This is a genomic window from Oscillospiraceae bacterium, from assembly GCA_025757685.1.
Lineage (GTDB): Bacteria > Bacillota > Clostridia > Oscillospirales > Acutalibacteraceae > CAG-217.
Window position 1 is genome coordinate 741,816 of record CP107220.1, and the last position, 25,404, is coordinate 767,219.

Below are 25,404 nucleotides of genomic sequence, written 5' to 3' on the forward strand. Positions count from 1 at the left end.
GCACTTTTTGCCTAAATTTTCAAAAAAGACCGATTTTACGGTCAGCAAAAACTAAATGTTGATTTTATTTTTTATATATAATATAATAAGAGAGATGATTTTGACGGAGGAATACATATGGCTGCGGATAAAAAAAGTAAGAAACTGGACAAAACCGACAAAGCAACAGACAAGCAGACGGCGCTGGAAAATGCGCTCAAGCAAATTGAAAAGCAGTACGGCGCAGGTGCCATTATGCGCCTGGGTGAGAACAAGCACCTGAATGTGGCTGCTATCTCCACCGGCTCTCTGTCCTTGGACATTGCCACCGGTATTAACGGCCTGCCCAAGGGCCGTATCGTAGAGATCTACGGCCCGGAGTCCAGTGGTAAGACCACCCTGGCGCTTCACTGTGTGGCAGAGGCGCAAAAGGCCGGCGGCCAGGCTGCGTTTATTGATGCGGAGCATGCGCTGGATCCTATTTATGCCGCTAACCTGGGCGTGGATGTGGACTCTCTTTTGGTAGCCCAGCCGGACTACGGTGAGCAAGCGCTGGAGATTGCCGAGCAGTTGGCACGCTCCGGTGCCATTGACATTATTGTTGTGGACTCTGTGGCGGCACTGGTGCCCAGAACGGAAATTGACGACGATATGGGCGACTCCCATGTGGGCTTGCACGCCCGTCTGATGAGCCAGGCGATGCGTAAATTGGCCGGTGCAATCAACAAATCCAACACCCTGATCATTTTTATCAACCAGTTGCGTGAGAAGGTGGGTGTGGTGTACGGCAACCCGGAGGTGACCACCGGCGGTCGAGCACTGAAGTTCTACGCCTCTATGCGTATTGATGTGCGTAAGGGCGAGCAGCTGAAGAATTCCGACAATCAGTTCATTGGTTCTCGCACGAAAGTGAAGATTGTAAAGAACAAGGTGGCTCCGCCGTTCCGTTGTGCGGAGTTTGATATTATGTACGGCACCGGCATCAGCAAAGAGGGCGAGATCCTGGATCTGGGCGTAGAGTACGGCGTAATCAAGAAAGGCGGCTCCTGGTTCTCTTACGGTGATCGCCGACTTGGACAGGGTCGTGACAATGTAAAGCAGCTGATCAAGGACGAGCCGGCGTTTGCGGCCCAGCTGGAGCAGGAGATTAAAGAAAAGATCGCCGAGGTGCAGGCTGCTTCTGACAAAAAATATCAGCCGAAAGCAGCACCCAAGGCGGATACGGAGCCGGAACCGGCAGAGGAGAACGCTGCCCGCCAGACCCGTGCGGCAGCCCGCGCCAAGTTGGACATTGCCGTAGAGGATGACGACGAGTAATGCGCCTGACCCATCAACTCGGGCGAGGCACCAAGGTGCACCTGCTGTTGGATGATGAATACCAAATCACCACCAGCACCACCTTTTGGGCAGAGCATTACCTGCCGGATGGTACGGAGATCAGCGAGGACGACTGGCAGCTTTTGGTGCAGCAGATCAACGAGCGCAAGGCGCTGAACAAAGCAGTGGAGCTGCTGTCTCACCGGGATCATTCCGCTAAGGAACTGCGGGACAAACTATTGCGCACCGCAGACTCGGACGCTGCGGACAAAGCGGTGGCACAAATGCTGGATGCCGGTTATCTGGACGACGAGAAATATGCGCGACGACTGGTGCGCCACCTGATTGAGGATAAAAAATGCTCGGCATACCACGCACGGCAGGAGTGCCAAAAGCGGGGGATTGACCGTGAGATTATTGACCGTGCCCTTGCAGAGCAGGCGCCGGACAATGTGCAAACTGCAAAGGACTTGATCCTGCGCAAATACAGCAGAAAATTACAGCAAGAAGACGGACGGCAAAAGGTGATGGCTGCGCTGGCACGGCGCGGGTTCGGCTATCACGATATTCAGGCCGCCTTGGAACAACTGGAAGATGAAGAATACTTATAAAGTCGGCATGATCTCATTGGGCTGCCCAAAGAACCAGGTCGACGGCGAATTGTTATTAGAAAAATTAAGTGAAAACGGATTTCAAATCGTGCAGCGCATGGAAGACAGCGACTTGATGATCGTTAACACCTGTGGCTTTATTGAGGACGCTAAGCGAGAGGCCATTGAGACCATCTTGGAGGTGGCCCAGTATAAGGCCGCCGGCGTGATCTCTGCCATTGTGGTCACAGGCTGCCTGGCTGAGCGCTACCAGGACCAGGTGATGGAGGAGATTCCGGAGGTGGACGCTGTCATTGGTATCGGTGCCAATGCGGATATTGTTAAGGTGTGCCAAAAGGCGCTGTGTGGCGTTCAGACTAACTTTTTTCCTTGCAAAGAGTTGCTGCCTTTGGAGGGTGAAAGAATGCTTTCCACGCCCGCTCACTGGGCTTATTTGAAGATCAGTGACGGCTGCTCAAACTGCTGCTCCTATTGCGCCATTCCCGGTATTCGCGGACCGTTCCGCTCTCGTCCTATGGAGAGCGTGGTGATGGAGGCGGAGAGCCTGGCCAAGCGGGGAGTCAAGGAATTGATCTTAATTGCCCAGGATACCACCCTGTATGGCAAGGATCTGTACGGCAAGTATTGCCTGGCAGAGCTGCTGCGTCGGCTGGTACAGATTGACGGGATCCGCTGGATTCGGCTGTACTATTGCTACCCGGATCGGATCACCGATGAACTGATCGATGTAATCGCCAATGAGAACAAAATTTGCCCCTATATTGATATTCCCTTGCAGCATTGCAACGGCGATGTGCTGCGCGCCATGAACCGCTATGGCAATTATGACTCCTTGCGGCAGCTGATTTCCAATATGCGCCGGCGTATTCCCGGTTTGGCGCTGCGTACCACCTTTATGGTAGGCTTCCCCGGTGAGACCCAGGCACAGTTTGAAGAACTGTGTCGGTTTGTAAAGGAAATGGAATTTGACAAAATGGGCTGCTTTGCGTACAGCCCTGAGGAGGACACCCCCGCTGCCGAATTTCCGAACCAAGTGCCGGAGGAGGAAAAGACCGCCCGGGCGGACGCGCTGATGGATGTGCAGTTTGATGTGACCGCTGCAGTGAACCCGCGCCGGGTAGGGGAGACCTACACCGCCGTGATCGACGGCCCGGACAGTAAGGAGAACACCTACGCCGGACGGTGCTATTTTGACTCGCCGGAGATCGACAGCAACATTTGGATCCATTCCGCTGTGCCGCTGGAGACCGGCAGCTTTGTGCAGGTGCGTGTAACCGGCACGGAAGAATATGACCTGTTAGGAGAGTATGTAGATGAACCTGCCCAATAAAATCACTGTATTTCGCTTTGCCTGCATTCCGTTTTTGCTGGCGGCGTCTTTGATCCAATTTCCGTACCACTGGAGCGTGGCGCTGGTGATCTACTTTATCGCCTGTATGAGCGATAAGGCAGACGGTATTATTGCCCGCAAGCAGGGACTGGTTACGGACTTCGGGAAACTGATGGATCCGCTGTCCGATAAGTCATTAGTGCTGGCTGCTTACCTTGTATTTGTGAATATGGGCTGGCACACAGAGCTGGTGATTATGCTGATGATGGCCCGGGAATTCTTGGTAGCCGGTATTCGGATGGCTGCCGCTGCGGAGGGCGAGGTGATCGCTGCCAATCAGTTTGGCAAGGCAAAGACCTTCTTGCAAATGTCCACTACCGGTCTGACCTATCTGCTGCTTGCCATCGGTGAGGGCGCGGCGGATATTACCACCTCTACACCCTGGCTGAATGTGTACTGCACCATTGCCTTTTGGGTAGTGGCTGTGGTAACGGTGCTGTCCGGTATTGTCTATGCCAAAGACGGCTGGCACCTGATCCGCACAAAATAAGTGTTGCAAAATTGCATTTTTTTGCTATAATGATAATAACCTACATGTAAATGCGCAGAAAGGGAGAAGTACCTGCACCCCTGGCAGAAAGAGAGCGCGCCGAATGCTGAAAGGCGCGTATGCTAAGCGGCAGCGAAATGCACCCGGGAGCAGTGCGGCGGAAATGAGTATGCCGCAACGGTTTGCCCCGTTACCGGCCAAAGCGTTAGCTTGAGTATAAACAAGAGTGGAACCGCAGTATCGTTTTATTGCCTCTGTCAAATAGACAGGGGCATATTTTTTTGGAGGTTTCTATGTTTGAACGATATAAAGAGGATATTCAGTGCTTTATGGAGCACGACCCGGCAGCCCGCTCTCCGATTGAGATCGTGTTGCTGTACCCGGGTTTTAAGGCCCTGCGCAGTCACCGCAAGGCGCAGTGGTTCTTAAATCACAAAATGCCGTTTATCGCCCGTTATATCAGCCAGCGCACGGCGCATAAGACCGGGATCGAGATTCATCCGGGCGCCAAGATCGGTCGGCGGGTGTGTATTGACCACGGCAATGGGATTGTGATCGGTGAGACCACGGAAGTGGGCGACGATGTGATGATCTACCAGGGGGTGACCCTGGGTGGTACCGGCAAGGACCTGGGCAAGCGCCACCCCACCATTGAGAACGGCGTGATGATCGGCTCCGGTGCTAAGGTGTTGGGCCCCATTACCATTGGCCGAAATGCCAAGGTGGCCGCAGGCGCGGTAGTGGTCAAGGATGTGGAACCCAATTGTACCGTGGTTGGCGTGCCCGGCGAGGTGGTGCGCATTGACGGCGAGCGGGTAGACGATCTGGACCAGATCAATCTGCCGGATCCGGTGATGAATGCCATTCAACAGAATGAAGCCAAAATCAATGCCTTGCAGGCAGAGATTGAAAAATTAAAGGAGCAGATCAAATGAAGATTTTTAACACACTGACCAGACAAAAAGAGGTGTTCAAACCCATGGACCCTCAGGAAGTGAAAATTTATGCCTGCGGGCCTACGGTGTATAATTTTATCCATATCGGCAACGCTCGGCCGCTGTGCGTGTTTGATGTGCTGCGCCGCTACCTGGAGTATCGGGGCTACGGCGTTAAGTTTGTGCAGAATTTTACGGACATTGACGACAAGATCATTAAGCGTGCCAACGAGGAGGGCAAGACCTATCAGGAGATCTCCGAGACTTATATTAAGGAGTTTTGGACGGACGCCAAGGGCCTCAATGTGCGGGAGGCTTCCGTGCACCCCAGAGCCACGGAAAACATTGACGAGATCATTGATATTATCCGCACCTTAGAGGAAAAAGGCTACGCCTACGCAGTCAACGGCGATGTGTATTTCCGTACCCGCAAGGACCAGGGTTACGGCAAGCTGTCTCACCAGCCTATTGAAGACCTGGAGAGCGGCGCTCGCATTGCCGTAGGCGAGCAAAAAGAGGATCCGCTGGACTTTGCGCTGTGGAAAGCAGCCAAGCCGGGCGAGCCGTACTGGGAGTCTCCCTGGGGGCAGGGCAGACCCGGCTGGCATATTGAGTGCTCAGCGATGAACCGCCGGTACTTAGGTCCCACCATTGACCTGCACTGCGGCGGTCAGGACCTGATCTTTCCCCACCATGAAAATGAGATTGCCCAGAGTGAGTGCGCCAATGGTTGCACCTTTGCCAACTACTGGATGCACAACGGCTATATCAATGTGGACAATGTGAAGATGAGCAAGTCTCTGGGTAACTTTAAGACTGTGCGGGAGATTGCCGATGCCTACGGTTATGAGGTGATCCGCTACTTTTTGATCTCTGCCCACTACCGCACGCCCATTAACTATAATTTGGAGATCATTGAGCAGTGCAAGTCTGCTTTGGAGCGGCTGTACACTTGCCGGGACAGTCTGGACTTTGCCCTGAAAAACGCTTCTGTCGATACCCCGGACGATCCGCAGCTGCTGGCGGATATTGCCGCTCATCGAGATGCGTTTATTACCGCCATGGATGATGATTTGAATACTGCAGACGGTATTTCCGCTGTGTTTGAGCTGGTGTATGACATTAACACCCGTATTTTGGACAAGACCGTTTCTCCCGCCGTGTGCCAAGCGGCAGCCGATCTGTTTGACGAGCTGTGCGGCGTGTTGGGTATTCTCTATAATCGTAAGTCCAACGATGTGGACGCAGAGATCGAGTCGCTGATCGCTCAGCGGCAGAAAGCCCGGAAGAATAAGGACTTTGCCACCGCGGACCGTATTCGGGACGAACTGAAAGAGCGGGGTATTCTCTTAAAAGACACCCCTCAGGGCGTTACCTGGACCAAGGCGTAAAATCGCATAAAAGAGAGCCTATCTGTAATGGATAGGCTCTTGTCAGTTCTGTTCGGTTTTATTTGGTAAACAGCTTTTGGTCCAGCTTTCGCTTGACGATCACCACATACAGCAGCGTGCCCAGCACCAGCATGACCCCTAACTCACCCAAGGCTACTAAGCCCCCTTGGGTCAAAAAGCTGATCCAGTTGAACTTGCCGTCAATGAAGAATACCTCAATCTCCCAGCCGACAATCACACCGTTCCACAGAGCCGGCATCAGCAGGGACAGGAGGGGATAATTTTTGATTTTTACCTGCCGCAGGGCGTACATACAACTGGTGGCACCCAGTGTAGCCAGGGAACCGAAGATCATATCCAGCGGCAGCCCGGCGCCGATATTCACCAGGTTGGACAGCACGCAGCCCAGGGTCAGCCCCGGAATAGCGGCAGGGGTAAATAGCGCCAACACATTCAGCGCTTCCGACACACGGAATTGCACCGCCGCGGAGGTGGTGCCCGGCAGCAGCAGATTTTGGGCGTAGGTCAGCGCCGCGTACATGGCGGCAATGCCTGCGGTTTGGGCAATGAACAGTACTTTTTTGTTCTTCATTCGATTTTGCTCCTTAGTTTTGTTTTTAGAAGACAACGGCCGGTTGCCGTCGCCTGGTCAGGATTTTGCGAACTGACGGTGGTATTATAGCGCAAGGTTGGCCAAAATGCAAGGCGTATTCGTAGAAATTGCTTTTTGCACCGTTTTTGCAGCGAAAAGAATTTACGGTGTACGGCAAAAAAGTATTGACTATTGTTGCTTTGAGTGGTATTATATGTAAGTCATCTTGATTGGTTACGGGCCATTAGCTCAGTTGGTCAGAGCCACCGGCTCATAACCGGTTGGTCCGGGGTTCGAGTCCCTGATGGCCCACCATGGATATAGGGGTATAGCTCAGTTGGTAGAGCAGCGGTCTCCAAAACCGCGTGCCGAGGGTTCAAGTCCTTCTGCCCCTGCCAAAACAAAAAGACACCTGCGGGTGTCTTTTTATTTTGTTGTTAAAGCAGAAGGACTTGAACTACGAAATTCAAAAGTGCTTGCACTTTTGACAGTAAACAGTCCGGTGGACTGTTTACGCATTGAGTTGATTATAAAGCCCCTGCCAAAAAAAGCACCGAATTTTCGGTGCTTTTTTCCTTTATTTATGCTGTTTAGAGCGCACCTGTTTTGATAAAATAAGAATTTTAAGCCAAAGTATCCTTAGGCCAGGATTTTCTTAGTGCCACATAAGAAATGACAAAGTTTGCAAGCCAGCCTGCCGGTACAGCAAGCCAGACAAAGGCAATACCAAAACGCGGTGCACAAATCAATGCTACGGACAGGCGAATGGCAAGGTTAACCATATTTGCAATTAAAAACGGGGGCATATTCCCAAGTCCGCGAAGAACACCGTCTGTTGCCATTTTGATACCCATAAATATGAAAAAGTAGCCGATCCAGCGCATATAATCGCCGGATACCTGATACGCGAAAGCCGTTCCGTCTTTGCCTAAGAAAAGCGAAGAAATTTGCGTATGCATAGTTTCAATAATGATAAATGCAAATACGGCAAAGCATACATCTAACAGCAAAGCGGCACGGTAACCTTTTTTAATACGGTCAATTTTGCCTGCGCCGAGATTTTGGGCAACAAAAGGGGACACAGCATTCCCGATAGATACAAATATCAGCGAAAAAACATTCTCCACTCTCATCGTTGCCGCATAGCCGGCCAGTGCTTGCGTACCGAATGGATTTACAACCGCTTGCACAATCATCATACCGATAGACACGGTGGATTGTTGCAGAACAGATGGAACGGCGATTTTTAGCATGGAACGCAGTTCGCTTTTGTCAAACCAATGAAAGGGACTTGCGTATTTTCGCATACGATAAAGAAATATCAAAAGAGATAGAACGGCAGAGATGCCCTGCGCAATGAGTGTGGCAAGAGCTGCGCCAAACACGCCCAATTTAAGACCGCCCACCATCCAAAGGTCCATGATGATGTTCAAAACCGACGAAAATATTAAAAGCCATAACGGAATTTTTGATTCGCCGATGGATGTAAACATGGTAGACAGAATGTTATACATAAATAAAAACGGGAAGCCTGCAAAATAGATGCGCAAATACAGCACGGCTTCCTCCATGATATCCGCAGGTGTTTGCAGTGTGCGCATCATCCAGTGTGCACTGCAAACACCGAAAATACCAAGAAATATGCTTAACAGCAAAAAACTGATTAACGAAGTAGAAACGATTGTTTTCATCTTGCCGTAATTTTGGGCTCCAAAATTACGGCTGACCAGTACACCTGCCCCTACGCCTGCACCGAGTGCTATGCAAATAAAAACATTTGTCAGCGCAGCACAAGCACCGACGGCCGCAAGTGCAGAGGAGCCGACAAATTGACCGACGATGATTGAATCAGCCATATTGTACACTTGTTGAAAGAAGCTGCCTAAAATCATAGGCATTGCAAAAACAGTTAACGCTTTTAGGGGTGGGTCTGTTATTAAATATTCGTCCTTTTTCATTTTTATATTCTCCTGCAATTTACTTGCTTTAGAACAGGGTAGAACAGGTGACTGTTTCTTGTCACAGAACAGATAAACACATTGTTTTTAAGAAAAAAAGACTTTGCATTTCTGCAAAGTCAAATGGTGAAGACGAGTGGACTTGAACCACCGACCCCTTGCATGTCAAGCAAGTACTCTAACCAACTGAGCTACGCCTTCATTTCCTATCGGTGCAATTATTATAACCGTTTTGCCCGTGTTTGTAAAGAGTCTTTTTGTCTTTTTATCTTATCTTGCAACGGTATGCGCCTTGTGTTATACTGAAATCAGTGAAGGCGGATCTTGTCTGCATAGAAAAGCAGGAGAGAAGAAAATGAAAAAATACAAATTCAAAGCTGTAAATCGGACTTTACAGTTTTTGTTGCCGTTTCTTTGTGCGGCAGATAATTTCGCCATTGTTTTTCTGCTGTGTCGATTAGGCCTGGGTATATTGGGCCGCATTGGCCTGGCGGATTTCCTGTTACAGGATCCTGTTTTAGATTACATAACAAAAGCTGTTTTGATTTTGTCGGTTGTTTATTCGCTTTTGCCGCTGGTCATGCCCAAGGGATGCTTTTTGTACGACGACCAAGTGGTGCTTGCCCGCTATACCATTACTGCTTTGAACTGGAAGAACAAGATCGCTGTACCGTACTATATGATCGAGAACGCCTATGTGCAGTACAGCAGTATCTATTGGACTAAGGATATGTTTTCTGAATTGGTGCCTTATGGCGACTTTAACTATAATGTGGTGCTGCAACTGCGCGATGGCAAGAAATACATTTTCTCAGTCCAAGACGCAGAGGATTGCTGCGCGGAAATTATGGCAAAGGTGGAGCAGTATGCAAACAAGTGATAGAACAGGGAACCGTCCCTTGTTTTAATGGTCATTTGTGGGGGTATGATGAGAAAAAAAGCTAAGTTCTTTCTCTTTTCAGAAGAATCAAAATGCAAAAAACTAATCAACAAGGGTATCGCCTTTATTTATATTGTATTGGGTATAAATGCGTACCTTCTTTTAACGCTAATTGTTTTACCGGCTTTGCGCATACCGGTAACAATGCCGGTAAAACTCGTTTTCGGTATCATTGTTGCCGTGGCTGTGATCGTTGCGACCTATCGCTATTATGAATTACCGAAAGGGGTTACGCTGTATAACGACTATATGCAGTTTGATGTTCACGGCGTTCCGGATTCTCGGCATAGAGAAAAATCAAATCCCAAGGTGCCGTATGCCTGTATTCAGAAAATTCAGATCTGCAAGGGTAAGCGACCGCCGAAATCTATATTCAATTCAAAAGACGATGGTTGGCTTGATATGGGCGGTTCCGGAGAGCGCTATATACGGATCACAGCAGAGATTTATGAGGAAGAAATATTCGTATTCTATGTGGACGATCCAGAGGCGTTTGTAGAGGCTCTGCGAGATTATATGATCAACGCCGGTGCAGGCAAAATTTGGGGGCAATAAGCAATCACACGCATAGACCATGGGACAGTTCCTTGTTTTGTAATGCTGTGTAGCATGACGAATATTAAATATACAGAGCAGATCATAGGATCTGCTCTGTTTTTATGAAAAAAAGAGGGGAGTACATAAAAAATGAGCCTTTCGCTTTCGCAAAAGGCTCATGGTGCGGATGACGGGACTTGAACCCACATGAACTTGCATTCACTAGAACCTGAATCTAGCGCGTCTGCCAATTCCGCCACATCCGCATATTCAATTTGCTCTAAATTTTTACACGCCAAGAGCGGGCGAGGCAGAGCCGAAAGGCTTGATCTGCGGTGCTGTCCGAAACAGCATTGACATAATACCACGAGGGGAGTAAAATGTCAATAAGAAATTTTGATTTTTTTGAGGTTTTTATGAAAAAAATTTGGATTTCGCTGATTTCCGCGTTATACTGTGGTTTTACATTAGGGTATATGCACTTTGCGGACCCGCGCACCAACGCCGGGGCGCTCTCCACCATCGGACTGGACCACCCGGTGCTGTTTGCCCTGTGGGGCGCGGGCACTTACGGGGTGCTTTACCTTTTGCTCTATACCATGTATAATAAGCAAAAGCGCAGAGGGCTGTGCCACGGTCTGGTGCTGCCTGCCGGTGCGGGTATGGCGCTGACGGTGTGCTGTCCCTTTGACTTTGAGCGGCACACCCTGTGGCTGCTGCACTGTATTGGATCGCTGGCTTTTTCCGTACTCAGTGGGGTGGCGATCTTTCTGTGTTTTTTGTTTTCATTCAAAAAAGGGCGATTTTGGCAGTGCGCCACGGTATTTTGGGCGGCACTGATGATCGGTGATCTGATTTTGCTGCTGATCTATAAAGAGACCGGCCTGATCGAGGCGATGCCTGTGCTCACCGGTGTGGTGCTGCTGAACATTGCGATTTATCAAAAAGAAAAGGTGACAGCTTATGCGGCTTGATCGAGCGCTGGCGCACTTAGAGCGCTATCCGTTCCATATGCCCGGACACAAGCGCAACCCGGATTTTGGTTTGCCGGGTGCGGAAATTGATATTACGGAAATAGACGGCTACGATGACCTGCACGCCCCCACCGGGGTGTTGGCCCGGCTGCAAGCGGATTTGGCATCGCTGTATGGTGCGGGGGCATCTTTTCTCTCTGTTAACGGTTCTACCTGCTGCATTTTGGCGACCATATCCGCCCTGTGCAAGCCGGGGGACGAAATTCTCATTGCCCGCAACTGCCACAAGGCGGTGTATAATGCCTGCTTTTTGAACCGACTGCAGGTGCACTATGTAGAGGCTGATTTTGACCCGACCACCGGTTTTTATACCCGTGTGACCCAGGCGGCGCTGGATGAGGCATTGGCTGCCCATCCGGAGGTGGCAGCGGTGGTGGTGACCTCGCCTACATACGAGGGCTATATTTCTCGTCTGCACTGCTCGGTGCCGCTGGTGGTAGACGCTGCCCACGGTGCCCACCTTGGACTGGCCCCTTGGCTGCCCGGCCGTATGGAGGGAGACGCGGTGATCTGCTCTTATCACAAGACCCTGCCGGCGTTGACCCAAACCGCCGGTGTGCAGGTATATGACTCCTCTTTGGCGCCGAAGATCAAGCGGTATATGGATATGTACGAGACCAGCTCGCCCAGCTATGTGCTGATGAACAGCGCGGCAAAAATGGCCGAGTTGGTGGCGGATCCGGCTGTATTTGAGACGCTGCAAGCGGGACTGCAAATGCTATATAAACTGCCTTTGCAACACCTGCGATTGATCCGAGCGGACGATCCTACCAAGATCAATATTTCCACCCTGCATTGCAATATAGACGGCAACGCCTTGGCACACCGGCTGCGGGCGCGTGGGATCGAGCCGGAGATGAGCGACCGTATCCATGTGATCTGTATGGCAACGGTGGGGGACACCGCCGCCGGATTTCATTTGTTGGCCCGTGCCCTGACGGAGATTGACCGTACCCTGTCGCCGGGCGACTGGCCGGTGGCGCCGCTGCCCTTGCCGCCCCGGCACCTGCAAAGCTGGCAGGTGCCCGCCGGGGAGCCGTTACCATACCAACAGGCAGTGGGGCGTATCGCCTGCGAGACGGTGTTTGCCTATCCGCCCGGGGTGCCGATGATCGTGCCCGGTGAAGAGATCACTGCGGTGTTTTTACAAGCAATTCAGGCAGCGAAAAACAGTGGCACGGTGCTCCACGGAACTGCCGGCGGCGGGGCAGAGCGCATTTGCTGCTGCGTATTGACAAAGAACTGAAAGTATTGTAAAATAGAACCAACATATTGAAATGAGGTGCTTTTTATGAAAAGAATTAAAACTTTAAGTTCCAGAAATCTTTGTGCTTCCGCTCAAAAGGGCGGCTGCGGCGAGTGCCAGACTTCTTGTCAGTCTGCCAGCAAGACCTCTTGCTCCGTTGCCAACCAGAAGTGCGAGCAGCTGAAGAAATAAGAATTTTGCAATTAGGGCGGGATGGGCGATTGCCCGGGTCCCGCCTTTTTTGTTTGGAGTAGACTATGATACACGCATACAAACTAAACGGATACAACATTATTCTGGATCAAAACAGTGGCTGCGTCCATTCTGTGGACCCGGTGGCCTACGATATGATCACTATGTACCAGGATCATGATAAAGAGGAGATCCGCCGTTTTATTTTAGAAAAATACAAGGATCAGCCGGATGTAACGAACGCGGATATTGATCTTTGTTTCAAAGACATTGAGGCGCTGATCGCCGACGGACGGCTGTTTGCCGAAGATACCTTTGAGGCGGTCGCCGACCAGTTCAAACGCCGCCAGGGGGTACTGAAGGCCATTTGCCTGCATGTTGCCCACGATTGCAACCTGGCTTGCAAATACTGCTTTGCCGGCACGGGAGAGTACGACGGCCAGCGTGAGATCATGTCCTATGAAGTGGGCAAGCAGGCGCTGGATTATCTCATTGCCAACAGTCCCGGCCGCCGGAATTTGGAAGTGGACTTCTTTGGCGGCGAGCCGCTGCTGAACTGGGAGGTGTGCAAGCGGCTGGTGGCCTATGGCCGGGAGCAGGAGAAGCTCCATAATAAGAACTTTCGCTTTACCCTTACCACCAATGGCTTGCTGATCAATGATGATGTGATCGACTTTTCCAACCGGGAGATGGGCAATGTGGTGCTGTCTTTGGACGGGCGCAAGGTTACCCATGACCGGCTGCGGGTGGGCCGCAACGGCAAGGGCAGTTATGATCTGATCTTGGATAAATTCAAGCGGTTTGCAGACTCCAGAGGGCAAAAGGACTACTATATGCGGGGCACCTATACCCACTTCAATACGGACTTTGCCGCTGATGTGCTGCACATGGCGGATCTGGGATTTAAAGAGCTGTCTATTGAGCCGGTGGTGTGCGATCCTAAGGAGGACTATGCCTTGCAGGAGAGCGACCTGCCTGTGCTTTTGGAGCAATACGAGATATTGGCCAAGGAAATGCTGCACCGTTATCGCAAGGGCGACGGCTTTACTTTTTATCACTATATGATCGACCTGGACGGCGGCCCTTGTATTGTCAAGCGGGTTAGCGGCTGCGGCGTGGGCACGGAGTATATGGCCGTGACCCCCACCGGCGATTTGTACCCCTGTCATCAGTTTGTTGGAGACACGGACTTCCTACTTGGCAATGTGTACGATGGCGTGACCCGACCCCAGGTGCTGGAGCAGTTTGAGCACTGCAACGTGTACAGCCACAAGGAATGCAAGGATTGCTTTGCAAAGCTGTATTGCAGCGGCGGGTGCGCAGCCAATGCGTACCATACCACCGGCAGTGTGAACGGTGTGTATGACTTTGGTTGCCAGCTGCACCGCAAGCGCATTGAGTGCGCCATTATGCTCAAGGTAGCTGAAGCCGAAGAGGGCTTAAAAGTTGAGTATTAAAAAATCAGCGCAAAAAGATAACCGCCGGTCGTTATGACCGACGGTTTTTTATGTGCTTTGTTTTAGTCCAGGTGTACCGCTACCGGCTGGCCGCCGTGGGTGCGACTTTCGTCTGCCAGATACACACACAGGTGACCGGCAACAGAGTCGAAAATAGAGGTGCATGCCAGGCTGGGCTTTTCGCTGCGGACGAACTGCACAAAGTCCGCCGCCAGTCGCTCGTCGCCGCCGCCGTGGCCGCCATAAGCGCCAACCATATCGCCCTTCACATTCAGATCCACTTCCTCAATTTGGCACTCGCCGTTGTGGGCGTCCGGGGAGGGGTCGATTTTGGATACATAGAACTTGGACTCCTCAAAGTTGCCGTAGATCTCGCCCTTGGTGCCGATGATGTGAATACGGCGCAGGGGGGCGGAGGAACCGCCTACCATATTGTGAGTGCCGGTGGCGCCGCTGGCGAACTGTACCATCACGCTCTGGTGGTCCACTACATCGTTGTCGCACTTGTAAATGCAGCGACCGTAAGGGGAGTCACCCTTGAGCAGATGGATCTTGTCTTCAATGGTGGGGTTCTCAATGCCCTCCAGCTTGTCCCACACATAGAAGGACCAGCGGTCCGGGTGGTCAATGTACAACCGTTTGCAAGAGTAGCGGCAGGTATCTACCAGCGGGCAGTCCACCATACACCGCGTGCCGGCGTCTGCCGGGGCGTTCTCCGGCTTAAACTGGAACTTGCCGCCAAAGGAGCTAACCGCGGTGGGCTTGGTCTCTGCCATCATCCACATCATAATGTCCAGATCGTGGCAGCACTTGGCCAGCAGCATACTGGTGTGGCACTTCTGACTATTGGCCCACTTGCCCCGCACATAAGAGGTGCTTAGGTGGTGGTAAGACACATGCTCCAGGGTTTGAATATTGATAATATCACCGATTTCACCGGCGGCAATGCGCTCTTTAATGCCATAGTAGAACGGTGTGTACCGCAGTACATGGCAGATCATCACTTTGCTGTGGTTCTGCCGCGCGCAGTCCACCAGGGTGCGCATTTCTTCTTCGTTCACGGCAAACGGCTTTTCCAGCAGCATATCATACCCGGCGTTCAGCAGGGGCACAGAGGTCTCTATATGTACCTCGTCCATGGTGCCGTTAATGACGGTGTCTGCCAGTTTGCCCTTGGCAGCCAGCGCATTTGCATTTTCAAAGCACATATCCTCGCCAAATCCGTAAAGCTCGCGGCACTTTTTGCGCCGAATGGGGTCCGGATCTGCTACGCCGACAATCTTCAGCAACTCCGGGTTGGTCAGCGCCAGTTTGCTGTACACCATGGAGCGGTGCCCGGCACCTACGATAATGGCCGTTACCGGCTTGTTTTCCATTAAGATCACCTCACATTTTTTATAATCATAGCATCTTGAACGCGTTTGTCAAGTTTTATTGACAGAAAGGCAAATAATATCTATAATAAGTACCAACTTGTTAAAGATATACGCTGCCTGGGTGGGCAGACGGGAGGGTGAGAACACTGAAAGACTTGTTGTTCTATTTGAAGCATTACAAGAAAGAGTCTTTCTTTGCGCCGCTGTTTAAGCTGCTGGAAGCGACTTTTGAACTGATTGTGCCGCTGGTGGTGGCGCGGATCATTGATAGCGGTATTCGGCCGGGCAACAAGACCGTGATCTACCAAAACTGCGCTTTGTTGGTGGGCTTTGCCGTGGTGGGTATGGTGATGGCGATCACTGCCCAGTTTTTTGCTGCTCGGGCGGCTACCGGCTTTGGCAAGGAGCTGCGCAGTAGCCTGTTTGGGAAAATCCAAAGTTTAAGCTTTTCGGAGCTGGATACCTTAGGTCGTTCCTCGTTGATCACCCGAATGACCAACGATGTGACCCAAACGCAAAACGGCGTGAACCTGGCGCTGCGTCTGTTTTTGCGTTCGCCCTTTATTGTACTGGGTGCTACGGTGATGGCGTTTACCATTGATGTGCGCTGCGCGTTGATCTTCGTTGTGGTGATTGCCGCGCTGTCTTTGGTGGTATTTGGCATTATGGGACTGACCATGCCCGGGTATAAAAATGTGCAGCGCCAGCTGGACGGCGTGACCCTGACAACCAGAGAAAACTATGCCGGTGCCCGTGTGATCCGCGCCTTTGCGGCGGAAGACGCGGAACAGGCCGGATTTAATAAGCGCAATGAGATGCTTTCTCATTTGCAGCGCAGCGTGGGGCGCCTTTCCGCGCTGTTAAACCCGCTGACTTATATCCTTATTAACATTGGAATTGTGGTGCTGATTCACACCGGCGCCATGCGGGTGAGTTTGGGTGACCTGACGCAGGGTCAAGTCGTGGCGCTTTATAACTATATGAGCCAGATTTTGGTTGAACTGGTGAAGCTGGCGAATATGATCATTACCATTACCAAGGCGCTGGCCTGTGCCTCTCGTATTCAAGGTGTGTTACAGCTGGAGCCTACTTTGAAGCATACCGAGGATGATAAGGCAGGGGACAGCGACGTGGCTGTCGCCTTTGACGATGTGACCTTGCAGTACAAGAACGCCGGCGAGCCGTCCTTGGAGCACATTTCCTTTACCGTGCCTCGGGGTAGCGTGGTGGGTATTATCGGCGGCACCGGCAGCGGCAAAAGCAGCCTGGTGTCCCTGATCCCGCATTTTTATGATGTTAAGGACGGGCGGGTGTCTGTCTTTGGCAAGAATGTTTGCGCTTATGATGACCGGGAGCTGCGTGACCGCATCGGCTATGTGCAGCAAAAGGCGGTGCTGTTCCAAGGCACGGTACGCAGCAATTTGCTGTGGGGCGACGACAGCGCTTCTGATGATGATTTGCGCACCGCTCTAAGCACGGCGCAGGTGCTGGACATTGTGGCGGATAAAGGCGGTTTGGACGCGCCTGTGGAGCAAAACGGTGCCAACTTCTCCGGCGGGCAAAAGCAGCGGCTGTCTGTGGCCCGCGCCCTGGTTCGCAAACCGCAAATTTTGGTGCTGGACGACTCGTCCTCTGCACTGGATTATGCAACAGAGGCCGCCATGCGAAAGGCCATTTTGGCGCTGCCTTATAAGCCTACACTGTTTATCGTCTCCCAGCGGGCCAGCTCCGTGATGTGTGCCGATCGGATTTTGGTGTTGGAGGATGGGCGCCTGGTAGGTGACGGGACCCACAAGGAACTTTTGGCGAATTGCCCGGCATATTGTGAAATTTATCGTTCACAATTCAGTGAGGAGGTGACGGAAGCATGAAAAAGAACACCTCTACCTTAAAGAAAATTTTTGGCTATATCGGTCACTATAAGTACCTGCTGTTTTTGTCCGTGCTGCTGGCCGGCGGGTCGGTGGTGCTGACCCTATATGTACCCATTCGTATCGGCTACGCCATTGATGCCATCATCGGTTCGGGGCAGGTAGACTTTACCGTCGTTGCCCGCCATCTGATCACTGTGGTGGTGATGCTGCTATGCGTTGGCCTCATGCAGTGGGTGATGAATATACTCAACAATAAGATCACCTATAATGTGGTGCGAGATATGCGCGCCCGGGCGTTTGATAAATTGCTGGTGTTGCCGTTCTCTTATCTGGACAGCCACTCCCAGGGGGATGTGGTCTCTCGGGTCATCAGCGATGCGGACCAGTTTGCCGACGGACTGCTGATGGGCTTTTCCCAGCTGTTTACCGGTGTAGTGACGATTATCGGCACCCTGGCTTTTATGCTGTCTATTAATGTGTGGATCACCCTGGTGGTGGTCGTTGTCACGCCGCTGTCCTTCTTTATTGCTCGGTTTATTGCGAAGAAGACGTACGCTATGTTTCAAAAGCAAAGTGCCGTTCGCGGAGAGCAGACGGGCTTTATTGACGAGATGATCACCAACCAAAAAGTGGTGACCGCCTATTCTAAAGAGGCAGACAATCAAAAGCAGTTTGATGAGATCAATGATCGCTTGGCTAAATATTCCATGCGAGCCACCTTCTTTTCTTCTATAACGAACCCGGCCACCCGCTTTGTGAACAGTATTGTATATGCGGCGGTGGCGCTGTTTGGCGCCATGATCGCCATTCAGGGCAATATCTCTGTGGGTATGCTGTCCTGCTTCCTATCTTACGCTAATCAATATACTAAGCCTTTTAATGACATTAGCTCTGTGGTTACGGAGTTCCAAAACGCACTGGCCTGTGCTGCGCGTATCATGGAATTCATTGAGGAGGAGCCGGTGCCGGCAGATCCGGAGGGTGCATTGCAACCTTCGCATTTGGACGGCAAAGTGGAATTGCAGCATATTCGCTTCTCTTATCTGCCGGATCGCAAGTTGATTGAGGATCTGTCTGTGAATGTTAAGCCGGGTATGCGTGTAGCAATCGTTGGTCCTACCGGCTGCGGCAAGACCACGCTGATCAACCTGCTTATGCGCTTTTACGATGTGCAGGACGGTCAAATTACCATAGATGGCACCCCGGTGCAGCAGATTGGCCGCAAGGCGCTGCGCAAGAATTTTGGTATGGTGCTGCAAGATACTTGGCTCAAGTGCGGCTCTATTTTGGAGAATATCCGCATGGGCAATCCCGGCGCTTCTTATGATGAAGTCGTGGCGGCAGCCAAAAAAGCACACGCCCACAGCTTTATTCAGCGTCTGCCGGAGGGGTATTATACCAAGATCGGTGAGGACGGCGGCAGCCTGTCTCAAGGGCAAAAGCAGCTGCTTTGTATCGCCCGCATTATGCTGTGCAATCCGTCTGTGCTGATCCTGGATGAGGCGACTTCCTCTATTGATACCACCACGGAAATGAGAATTCAGCAGGCATTTCTGACCCTGATGGAGGGGCGCACTTCCTTTATTGTTGCGCATCGATTGTCCACCATTAAAGGCGCCGATTTGATTTTGGTGATGAAGGACGGCACCATTATTGAGCAGGGCACCCACGCCTCATTGCTGGCGGATAAAGGCTTCTATTACCATCTGTACAATTCCCAGTTCCCGGAGACGGATCAGCTGGCATAAAATCGGATATAAAACCAAAGCCGCCGGAGCACACCGACGGCTTTTTCTTATCCACACATAAAACAAGCGCTCCGATGGCTCGGAGCGCTGTTTTTGGTTATGTAGGCTTAGTGCTTGATGTCGTCCCACTTCACGCCGTTCACCTGGAACAGGTCGTCGAAGTTGTACACATTGCACTCGTCCTTGGTGTGGTTGGGATACCAAACCTGGGCAAAGAAAGGATTGGTCTTTGCAATGTTGTCGTAATCCCACTTCTTCTGGGGGATGAAGCACTCGGGGCACCAGTGACCGCCCAGCAGGATCAGTGCGGGGCTGGCCTCAAACTCGGCACCGCAGTAGCCGCATTTCCACTTCAGCTTGGTGGCCAGGTCGCCCTTCTTCATAGAAGTGCTCAGGCACTCACCGCCGCGGAACTTAGCAGCCTGCTTCATATCTTCAATATCCAGCTCGGACTCGGGCTTGCTTTCGTCATAGCCGTGATCCAGCTTGTAGTTTTCTGCGTCGCTGGAGTCCTTGTTGAACTTGATGATCTCAACATCTTCCCACTTGGTGGGGATCTTAGCCCAATCCTCGTAACTGCCGTAGTAAGCGGACAGACGGGTCTGGTTCTTGGTTGCTACCCAGTCTAAAGTACCGAAATCCTTGGTGGAAGCGATCTTCTTCATGAAGGGCTTTGCGCAAGCGGCAACCAGGTTCTTAGGCAGGTAGCGCGGAATCTTGAAGTAGAACTCTACATGATCGGCCAGGCGGTTGAAGTAATCCTGGATGGGCAGGTTCTCACGGAAGTGCAGGTACTCCTCCAGCTTGTCGCCGTCAGCATAGAACTGACCGTGGAAGTTCTTAAGAATGAACCAGTTGGGGTCAAACAGCTTCTCCGGGCCGGCAAGACCCAGGGTGCCCAGCAGCAGGTGTTCAAACTCATAGTTGGAGATACGGTACTCCTTACCGGAGCCGATGTTGTAGAAGTGGTTCCAGAAGTCGGCACCCAAATGACCGGCAGCGTCCTCAGTCACCAGATTGCACATCAGACGACCGCTGTCCTCCACGGTGCACCACTCCAGCACGCCGTTGATCGGTACGTGGAACATAATGGGATCCATATTCTTCAAAATGTTGGGATAGAGAATGCCGCTCTGGCGCATAACAACCCAATTCTTAATGCCGCTCTCAACAAAGGTGCGCTCAGCCACTGCCTTAGATACGGCATAGTGGTCATAGATGGAGATCTTCAGCGGATCGCCGCAACGGCCCCAGTGGATGGGATAGTTACGGTCGCCGGTCTCAGCAACGGTGCCGATATAGCAAACTTTAATATCGTCTGCATTGGGCTGTGCCAGCACGGCCTTGCAGATGTTCTGCGCAGCGCCGATATTGGTTTTCTGCGTTCTGTAAGGTTTCCAGTCAGCGGTGGGAGATACCATACCGCCGATGTGCAGCACATAGTCTGCGCCGGTTACGCCTTCCAGGATAGCGTCATAATCACAAAGATCGCCCCAAACCACTTTTACGTTGGGTTTAGCCATCAGGCCTTTGAGCTTCTCTTCGTTTTTCGGGCTTTTACGAGCCAGCATTTTGATGTTGATCTCGCTGGGCTTCTTGAGCATTTCCTGCACAGCGGCCCAACCCATGTTACCGGTACCGCCGGTAATAAAGACTGTCTTTTTTGCCATTTGTTTAACCTCCTTAACACATGGACAATTACGACTAATATTATAAACAAAATATAAACAAAAAGCAACGCCCAAACACCACAACCTTTTCTTTCAATGCCAAAAAATGGCGCGCTTTTTTGTGCAATATGACCATAAACGTCTTCTTTTAAAATTTGATAAAAAGCGACTGCCGGGTATTGACTTTTTTAAGGGAATGGAGTATAGTATCTCTAAACTCAATATACTTTATCGAGAGTGGTCGAGGGAACAGGCCCGTAGACACCACAGCAACCTGCTTTGGTAAGGTGCTAAAACCTGCGGTTCAAATCCGAGTGATGAGGAGCATGACGCATACACTCGGTGTATGCCTTTTTATTTTCCTAAGGAGGAAAGAGATATGTCAAAACACTTATTTACCAGTGAGTCTGTGACGAAGGGTCACCCGGACAAAATCTGCGACCAGATTTCAGACGGTATTCTGGACGCCATGCTGGAGCAGGATCCCATGAGCCGTGTGGCCTGCGAGACCACTTGTACCACCGGTCAGGTTCTGATCATGGGCGAGATCACCACCAATGCACAGGTGGACATTCCCGCCATTGCCCGCAAGATCATTTGCGACATCGGTTATGATGACGACAAAAAAGGCTTTAACGGCAACACCTGTGCCATTCTGACTGCGCTGGATAAGCAGAGCCCGGATATTGCTATGGGCGTAGACAAATCCTTTGAGTTAAAGAACGATGAGGAGGATGTCTATAATCTGAACGGTGCCGGTGACCAGGGCATGATGTTCGGCTATGCCTGCAACGAGACCCCGGAGCTGATGCCTCTGCCCATCAGTTTGGCCAATAAACTGGCTGTGAAGCTGACCCAGGTGCGGGAGGACGGCACCCTGCCGTATCTGTACGCAGACGGCAAGACCCAGGTGACCGTGGAGTATGACGACGGCAAGCCTGTAAAGGTGACCGCCGTGGTTGTATCCAGCCAGCACAGCGCCGATGTGGAATTGGAGACTCTGCGGCAGGATATTATTGAAAAAGTGATCAAGACCACTGTGCCTGCGGAATTGATGGACGAAGACACTGTATTTTATGTGAACCCCACAGGGCGCTTTGTTGTGGGCGGTCCTCACGGCGACAGCGGCCTGACCGGGCGCAAGATCATTGTGGATACATACGGTGGCTATGCCCGCCACGGCGGCGGTGCCTTCAGTGGTAAGGACCCGACAAAGGTGGATCGCAGCGCGGCTTATGCTGCCCGCTGGGTGGCCAAAAACCTGGTGGCTGCCGGTTTGGCAGACAAGTGTGAGGTTGAACTGGCTTACGCCATCGGCGTGGCCAAGCCTGTGTCCGTGATGGTGGATACCCAGGGCACCGGTAAGGTCAGCGATGATGTAATCTGTGATGTTATCAACAAGGTGTTTGACCTGCGTCCCTCCGCAATCATTGAGCGGCTGAATCTGCGTCGCCCCATTTACCGTCAGGTGGCTGCCTATGGCCACATGGGCCGCGAGGAGCTGAATGTGCCTTGGGAGCAGCTGGATATGGTGGACAAAATCAAAGCATGCCTGTAAACAAAAGAACAGTCATAATGAAAGCCGTCGGATCTCCGACGGCTTCTCTTTGTACAGAAATGCCCGGTGCATCAAAGCACCGGGCGTTTTTTTTATAACTTGCTGTCTTTCTCCACCGCAGCGTCTACGGCGTTTTGCACGGCGGTTTCCAGCCCGTCTGCCTTTAGGGACAGCACACCCTCAATGGTAGTGCCGCCGGGGGAGCACACCCGGTCTATCAGCTCCCAGGGGTGTTCGCTGCTCTCGGCGATCATCTTGGCGCTGCCCAGCACGCTTTGGGTGGCAATTTGCAGCGCCTGGTCCTTGCGCATACCGTGCTTCACCCCGGCTCTGGCAAGGGCGTCAATAAACATATAAACAAAAGCAGGGGAGCAGCCGCCCAGTACACCGAACAAAGGGAACATTGTCTCGTCTAACTCCAGTACCTTACCGGTGCAGGCCATCAGGTCGCATACGGTTTTGGCCTGATCTGCGGTGGCGTTTTTGCCGGCACAAACGGCGCTAACGGCTTCACCCACCAGCGCATTAATATTGGGCATGACGCGTACTACCGGGCAGGGGACTGCCAGCTGATCCTCCAGATAGGCTGTGCTTTTGCCTGCCGCAATGGAGATCAGAAGGGGCAGGGCCGTGCGCTCTGCCAAAACCGGACCGATCTCTGCTAAAACAGCAGACAACACATTCGGTTTGACCGCCAAAAAGACAGTGTCACAAAGCGCCGCCACTTCCGTATTGCTCCGGCAGATCTGCACGCCGGTATGACCCAGCCTTTGCCGCAGCGTCTCCAAATTGTGGTCCGCAACATAAATATCGGCAGCCGGTGTGCCGCCTTGTAAAATCCCTTGCAGAATGGCGCCGCCCATATTGCCGCAGCCGATAAATCCGATCTTCATTGCAAGTGTACCTCCGCGCGTTTTTCTTTAATAGTACCACTTGCGGGGGATTTTTTCAATCCTTTTTCAACTGCTGGTATTTTTTTCGCGTGGCATTACCGCCGCGAATGTGGCGCTCTGCCTTGTTTTCATCCAGTACAGCTTTTACGGCAGCGTGTAGCTCCGGGTCAATGTGTTCCAGACGCCGGGTCACATCCATATGTACGGTGGATTTGCTCACCCCAAATACCTTGGCGGTGCTGCGTACGGTGGACTTGGTGTCTACAATATACCGGGCCAGTCGTTGGCAACGGGCAGACTGCTTTGCATACATAGCTTGTCATCTCCTTGCTAATGCCTATGCAGAGGAGTTGCTATGTATGCAAACCGATAATAGAAAAGCACTTGCAATTTGCAAGTGCTTTTTGTGTAAAAATGGATCTTTACTGCTGGTCGGCAGCGGATTCACTCTGCTTTTCCGCCTGCTTTTCTTTGGCGTCATTGATCATATCGTTCAGGCTCTTCATGTGCAACTCGTCAACCTGATCAAACTTGGTGACCTGCTGCTCTTCTGCTTCCTTGCCGTCCTCCTCCAGGAGGGTAAGGGTCAGCACCTTGCCCACAATGGAAAAGCGATATACCAATGTCTTTTTTGTATCTGCGTCCTCAATGGTCAGCTTGTTTCCCTTGATGGTGTACTCGCAGTCAAAGTTCCAAGTGGATATATAGCGGTCGCAGGTGCCGTCGGAGTAAAACACAAAGGCCAGCACACCGGGCTTATCCTGGCTGTCCCAGTTGGCACAAATGGCCTGATCACGGGGCGTAAAGAGACCAACGACGGCTTCCTTGGGATTTTGATCCGTTACGCCGCAGTAAATGCCGCCGCCGATGAGCAATAGTCCCAGCAGGGCACAAACAATGCCGATGATCAGCTTCTTTTGCACAGCGGTCAGCTTGGTACTCTTTTCTTTTTTCTCGCTCATATTATTTCTCTTCCTTTAAGCCCTTTTTGATGAGGATTTTCTCGATCTTGTCGGAGCAGTCCAACAAAGAGGATACGGACATATCGTGGTTCAAGGTGTCCAGGAAATACGCGGTGTATTTGGACAGATCCACGCTCTCGTACCAGTCGCGGCTCAGCAGCTCCGGGGTCTGATACACACCGTTGGTGGTGAATACACGATAGAAAGTACCGTTCTTATATGCCTCGTCAAACACTTCCAGACCGTTGCAGAACAGACCAAAGGTGGTGCAAACGAAAATGCGGCCGGCCTTCAAGCCCTTCAGCTTGGAGCAAACTTCCAGCATAGATTCGCCGGAGGAAATCATATCGTCTACGATAATAATGTCTTTGCCCTCTACGGAGTCGCCCAGGTACTGGTGCTCCACAATGGGGTTTCGACCATTGACCACGCGGGTGTAGTCCCGGCGCTTATAGAACATGCCCAGATTTACACCCAACTGGGTTGCAAAATAAATGCAGCGGTGCAGGGCGCCCTCATCCGGAGAAATGACCATCAGGTGATCCTTGTCCACATGCAAATCCTCTACGCTGTTCACCAAAGACTTGATCATCTGATAAGTGGGCATGATGTTCTCAAAGGAGCCGTTAGGAATGGCGTTTTGTACACGCTTATCGTGGGCGTCAAAGGTCATAATGTTGTCCACGCCCAGATTGACCAGCTCTTGCAGTGCCAGTGCGCAGTCTAAGGACTCACGGCTGCTTCTCTTATGCTGGCGACCCTCATACAGCATGGGCATCAAAATGGTAATGCGCTTTGCCTTGCCGGAGATGGCGGAGATGACGCGCTTTAAGTCTGCATAGTGGTCGTCAGGGGACATGGGTACTTCCATCCCGTACATATTATATGTGCAGCTGTAATTGAATACATCAGTAATGATATACAGATCAAAGCCACGCACACTCTCGTTCACTACGCCCTTGGCTTCACCGGAGCCAAAGCGGGGTAATGACACATTCACTTTGTAGGTGTCGCGCTGGTAGCCATAGAACGCAATGTTCTGCTGATGCTCGCTGGCCTGGTTTGCGCGCCACTTGACAAGGTATTTGTCGATCTTGTCGCACAGGGCTTCGCAGCCGGGCATGGCGATGATTCCAAGGGGGCCTACGGGGATTGTTTCTACATTTTCAGCGGTTTTTCTGGGCATATTAACAGCTCCTCCTAAATTTTTACGCCATTATAATACAACAACCATCGGCGAAAGTAAACCGGAAA

Annotated in this window: 23 protein-coding genes, 4 tRNA genes, 1 riboswitch and 1 other annotated feature; of the genes, 17 read left to right on the top strand and 10 right to left on the bottom strand. The window is 51.6% G+C overall.

Translation table 11 applies throughout. The annotated features are described in order from the left end of the window. The first annotated feature begins 117 nt into the window (after positions 1-117). From recA to cysS, 6 genes are all read left to right on the top strand, one after another. The gene (gene recA / locus OGM59_03325) at positions 118-1,296 is read left to right on the top strand and encodes a recombinase RecA (protein UYI91509.1); all 1,179 of its coding nucleotides are present in this window, start codon (positions 118-120) and stop codon (positions 1,294-1,296) included. Further along, positions 1,296-1,907 carry a recombination regulator RecX gene (locus OGM59_03330; GenBank protein ID UYI91510.1) on the top strand — a complete coding sequence of 204 codons (612 nt, stop codon included), beginning with the start codon at positions 1,296-1,298 and terminating at the stop codon, positions 1,905-1,907. The genes recA and OGM59_03330 overlap by 1 nt, the downstream gene beginning before the upstream one ends. Beyond that, complete coding sequence (gene rimO / locus OGM59_03335) at positions 1,891-3,237, top strand: 30S ribosomal protein S12 methylthiotransferase RimO (GenBank protein ID UYI91511.1); 1,347 nt, start codon at positions 1,891-1,893, stop codon at positions 3,235-3,237. The genes OGM59_03330 and rimO overlap by 17 nt, the downstream gene beginning before the upstream one ends. After that, entirely contained in the window at positions 3,221-3,787 is a 567-nt protein-coding gene (gene pgsA, locus OGM59_03340) for a CDP-diacylglycerol--glycerol-3-phosphate 3-phosphatidyltransferase (protein UYI91512.1), read from the top strand. The genes rimO and pgsA overlap by 17 nt, the downstream gene beginning before the upstream one ends. 46 nt (positions 3,788-3,833) lie before the next feature. After that, positions 3,834-4,046: a binding site (T-box leader), on the top strand. 34 nt (positions 4,047-4,080) lie between these two features. Next, positions 4,081-4,722, top strand: a complete 642-nt coding sequence (gene cysE, locus OGM59_03345; GenBank protein ID UYI91513.1) for a serine O-acetyltransferase — start codon at positions 4,081-4,083, stop codon at positions 4,720-4,722. Continuing rightward, positions 4,719-6,113 (top strand): cysteine--tRNA ligase, encoded by a 1,395-nt coding sequence (gene cysS / locus OGM59_03350; GenBank protein ID UYI91514.1) that lies wholly within the window; start codon positions 4,719-4,721, stop codon positions 6,111-6,113. Before cysE ends, cysS begins: the two co-directional genes overlap by 4 nt. A gap of 58 nt (positions 6,114-6,171) precedes the next feature. On the opposite strand, the gene OGM59_03355 is transcribed toward cysS, so the two are convergent. Beyond that, positions 6,172-6,705: a QueT transporter family protein gene (locus OGM59_03355; GenBank protein ID UYI91515.1), complete on the bottom strand. Its 534-nt coding sequence runs from the start codon at positions 6,703-6,705 to the stop codon at positions 6,172-6,174. 238 nt (positions 6,706-6,943) lie between these two features. On the opposite strand from OGM59_03355, the gene OGM59_03360 reads away from it, so the two are divergent. Together OGM59_03360 and OGM59_03365 are read left to right on the top strand one after the other, a co-directional pair. Next, a tRNA-Ile gene (locus OGM59_03360) sits at positions 6,944-7,020 on the top strand. Between the two features lie 7 nt (positions 7,021-7,027). Then, a tRNA-Trp gene (locus tag OGM59_03365) sits at positions 7,028-7,103 on the top strand. Between the two features lie 225 nt (positions 7,104-7,328). On the opposite strand, the gene OGM59_03370 is transcribed toward OGM59_03365, so the two are convergent. Both OGM59_03370 and OGM59_03375 read right to left on the bottom strand, forming a co-directional pair. Further along, entirely contained in the window at positions 7,329-8,663 is a 1,335-nt protein-coding gene (locus tag OGM59_03370; protein ID UYI91516.1) for an MATE family efflux transporter, read from the bottom strand. Between the two features lie 124 nt (positions 8,664-8,787). Then, a tRNA-Val gene (locus tag OGM59_03375) sits at positions 8,788-8,864 on the bottom strand. Between the two features lie 154 nt (positions 8,865-9,018). Between OGM59_03375 and OGM59_03380 the strand changes: the two genes are divergently transcribed. Further along, complete coding sequence (locus OGM59_03380) at positions 9,019-9,543, top strand: hypothetical protein (protein ID UYI91517.1); 525 nt, start codon at positions 9,019-9,021, stop codon at positions 9,541-9,543. Positions 9,544-9,588: 45 nt separating this feature from the next. Beyond that, the gene (locus OGM59_03385; protein ID UYI91518.1) at positions 9,589-10,158 is read left to right on the top strand and encodes a hypothetical protein; all 570 of its coding nucleotides are present in this window, start codon (positions 9,589-9,591) and stop codon (positions 10,156-10,158) included. 161 nt (positions 10,159-10,319) lie between these two features. Here the strand turns inward: OGM59_03385 and OGM59_03390 are convergent. Next, a tRNA-Leu gene (locus tag OGM59_03390) sits at positions 10,320-10,406 on the bottom strand. A 150-nt stretch (positions 10,407-10,556) separates the two neighbouring features. Between OGM59_03390 and OGM59_03395 the strand changes: the two genes are divergently transcribed. The 4 genes from OGM59_03395 (at position 10,557) to scfB (ending at position 14,069) form a co-directional block, all read left to right on the top strand. After that, the gene (locus tag OGM59_03395; protein ID UYI91519.1) at positions 10,557-11,114 is read left to right on the top strand and encodes a hypothetical protein; all 558 of its coding nucleotides are present in this window, start codon (positions 10,557-10,559) and stop codon (positions 11,112-11,114) included. Then, a complete protein-coding gene (locus OGM59_03400) occupies positions 11,104-12,420 on the top strand; it encodes an aminotransferase class I/II-fold pyridoxal phosphate-dependent enzyme (protein UYI91520.1) in 1,317 nt (438 codons plus the stop codon). The genes OGM59_03395 and OGM59_03400 overlap by 11 nt, the downstream gene beginning before the upstream one ends. Positions 12,421-12,465: 45 nt before the next feature. Continuing rightward, positions 12,466-12,612, top strand: coding sequence for a six-cysteine ranthipeptide SCIFF (gene scfA / locus OGM59_03405; GenBank protein UYI91521.1), 147 nt, complete (start codon positions 12,466-12,468; stop codon positions 12,610-12,612). Between the two features lie 65 nt (positions 12,613-12,677). Further along, a complete protein-coding gene (gene scfB, locus OGM59_03410; GenBank protein UYI91522.1) occupies positions 12,678-14,069 on the top strand; it encodes a thioether cross-link-forming SCIFF peptide maturase in 1,392 nt (463 codons plus the stop codon). Between the two features lie 62 nt (positions 14,070-14,131). Here scfB and OGM59_03415 read toward each other — a convergent pair whose 3' ends face one another. Further along, positions 14,132-15,445, bottom strand: a complete 1,314-nt coding sequence (locus OGM59_03415; GenBank protein UYI91523.1) for a Gfo/Idh/MocA family oxidoreductase — start codon at positions 15,443-15,445, stop codon at positions 14,132-14,134. Positions 15,446-15,591: 146 nt separating this feature from the next. Between OGM59_03415 and OGM59_03420 the strand changes: the two genes are divergently transcribed. Together OGM59_03420 and OGM59_03425 are read left to right on the top strand one after the other, a co-directional pair. After that, complete coding sequence (locus tag OGM59_03420; protein UYI91752.1) at positions 15,592-17,316, top strand: ABC transporter ATP-binding protein/permease; 1,725 nt, start codon at positions 15,592-15,594, stop codon at positions 17,314-17,316. Beyond that, entirely contained in the window at positions 17,313-19,067 is a 1,755-nt protein-coding gene (locus OGM59_03425; protein ID UYI91524.1) for an ABC transporter ATP-binding protein/permease, read from the top strand. The genes OGM59_03420 and OGM59_03425 overlap by 4 nt, the downstream gene beginning before the upstream one ends. A gap of 107 nt (positions 19,068-19,174) precedes the next feature. Here the strand turns inward: OGM59_03425 and OGM59_03430 are convergent, their stop codons facing one another. Further along, the gene (locus OGM59_03430; GenBank protein UYI91525.1) at positions 19,175-20,737 is read right to left on the bottom strand and encodes an NAD(P)-dependent oxidoreductase; all 1,563 of its coding nucleotides are present in this window, start codon (positions 20,735-20,737) and stop codon (positions 19,175-19,177) included. 225 nt (positions 20,738-20,962) lie between these two features. Further along, a riboswitch (SAM riboswitch) is annotated at positions 20,963-21,061 on the top strand. 55 nt (positions 21,062-21,116) lie between these two features. Between OGM59_03430 and metK the strand changes: the two genes are divergently transcribed. Next, positions 21,117-22,295, top strand: a complete 1,179-nt coding sequence (gene metK, locus OGM59_03435) for a methionine adenosyltransferase (protein ID UYI91526.1) — start codon at positions 21,117-21,119, stop codon at positions 22,293-22,295. A 92-nt stretch (positions 22,296-22,387) separates the two neighbouring features. Here metK and proC read toward each other — a convergent pair whose 3' ends face one another. The 4 genes from proC to OGM59_03455 form a co-directional block, all read right to left on the bottom strand. Then, positions 22,388-23,188, bottom strand: a complete 801-nt coding sequence (proC, locus tag OGM59_03440) for a pyrroline-5-carboxylate reductase (protein ID UYI91527.1) — start codon at positions 23,186-23,188, stop codon at positions 22,388-22,390. A gap of 55 nt (positions 23,189-23,243) precedes the next feature. Beyond that, complete coding sequence (gene spoIIID, locus OGM59_03445) at positions 23,244-23,501, bottom strand: sporulation transcriptional regulator SpoIIID (GenBank protein ID UYI91528.1); 258 nt, start codon at positions 23,499-23,501, stop codon at positions 23,244-23,246. 109 nt (positions 23,502-23,610) lie between these two features. After that, positions 23,611-24,150, bottom strand: coding sequence for a DUF5640 domain-containing protein (locus OGM59_03450; GenBank protein ID UYI91529.1), 540 nt, complete (start codon positions 24,148-24,150; stop codon positions 23,611-23,613). A 1-nt stretch (position 24,151) separates the two neighbouring features. Next, complete coding sequence (locus OGM59_03455) at positions 24,152-25,336, bottom strand: ribose-phosphate pyrophosphokinase (GenBank protein ID UYI91530.1); 1,185 nt, start codon at positions 25,334-25,336, stop codon at positions 24,152-24,154. Between the last annotated feature and the right edge of the window lie 68 nt (positions 25,337-25,404).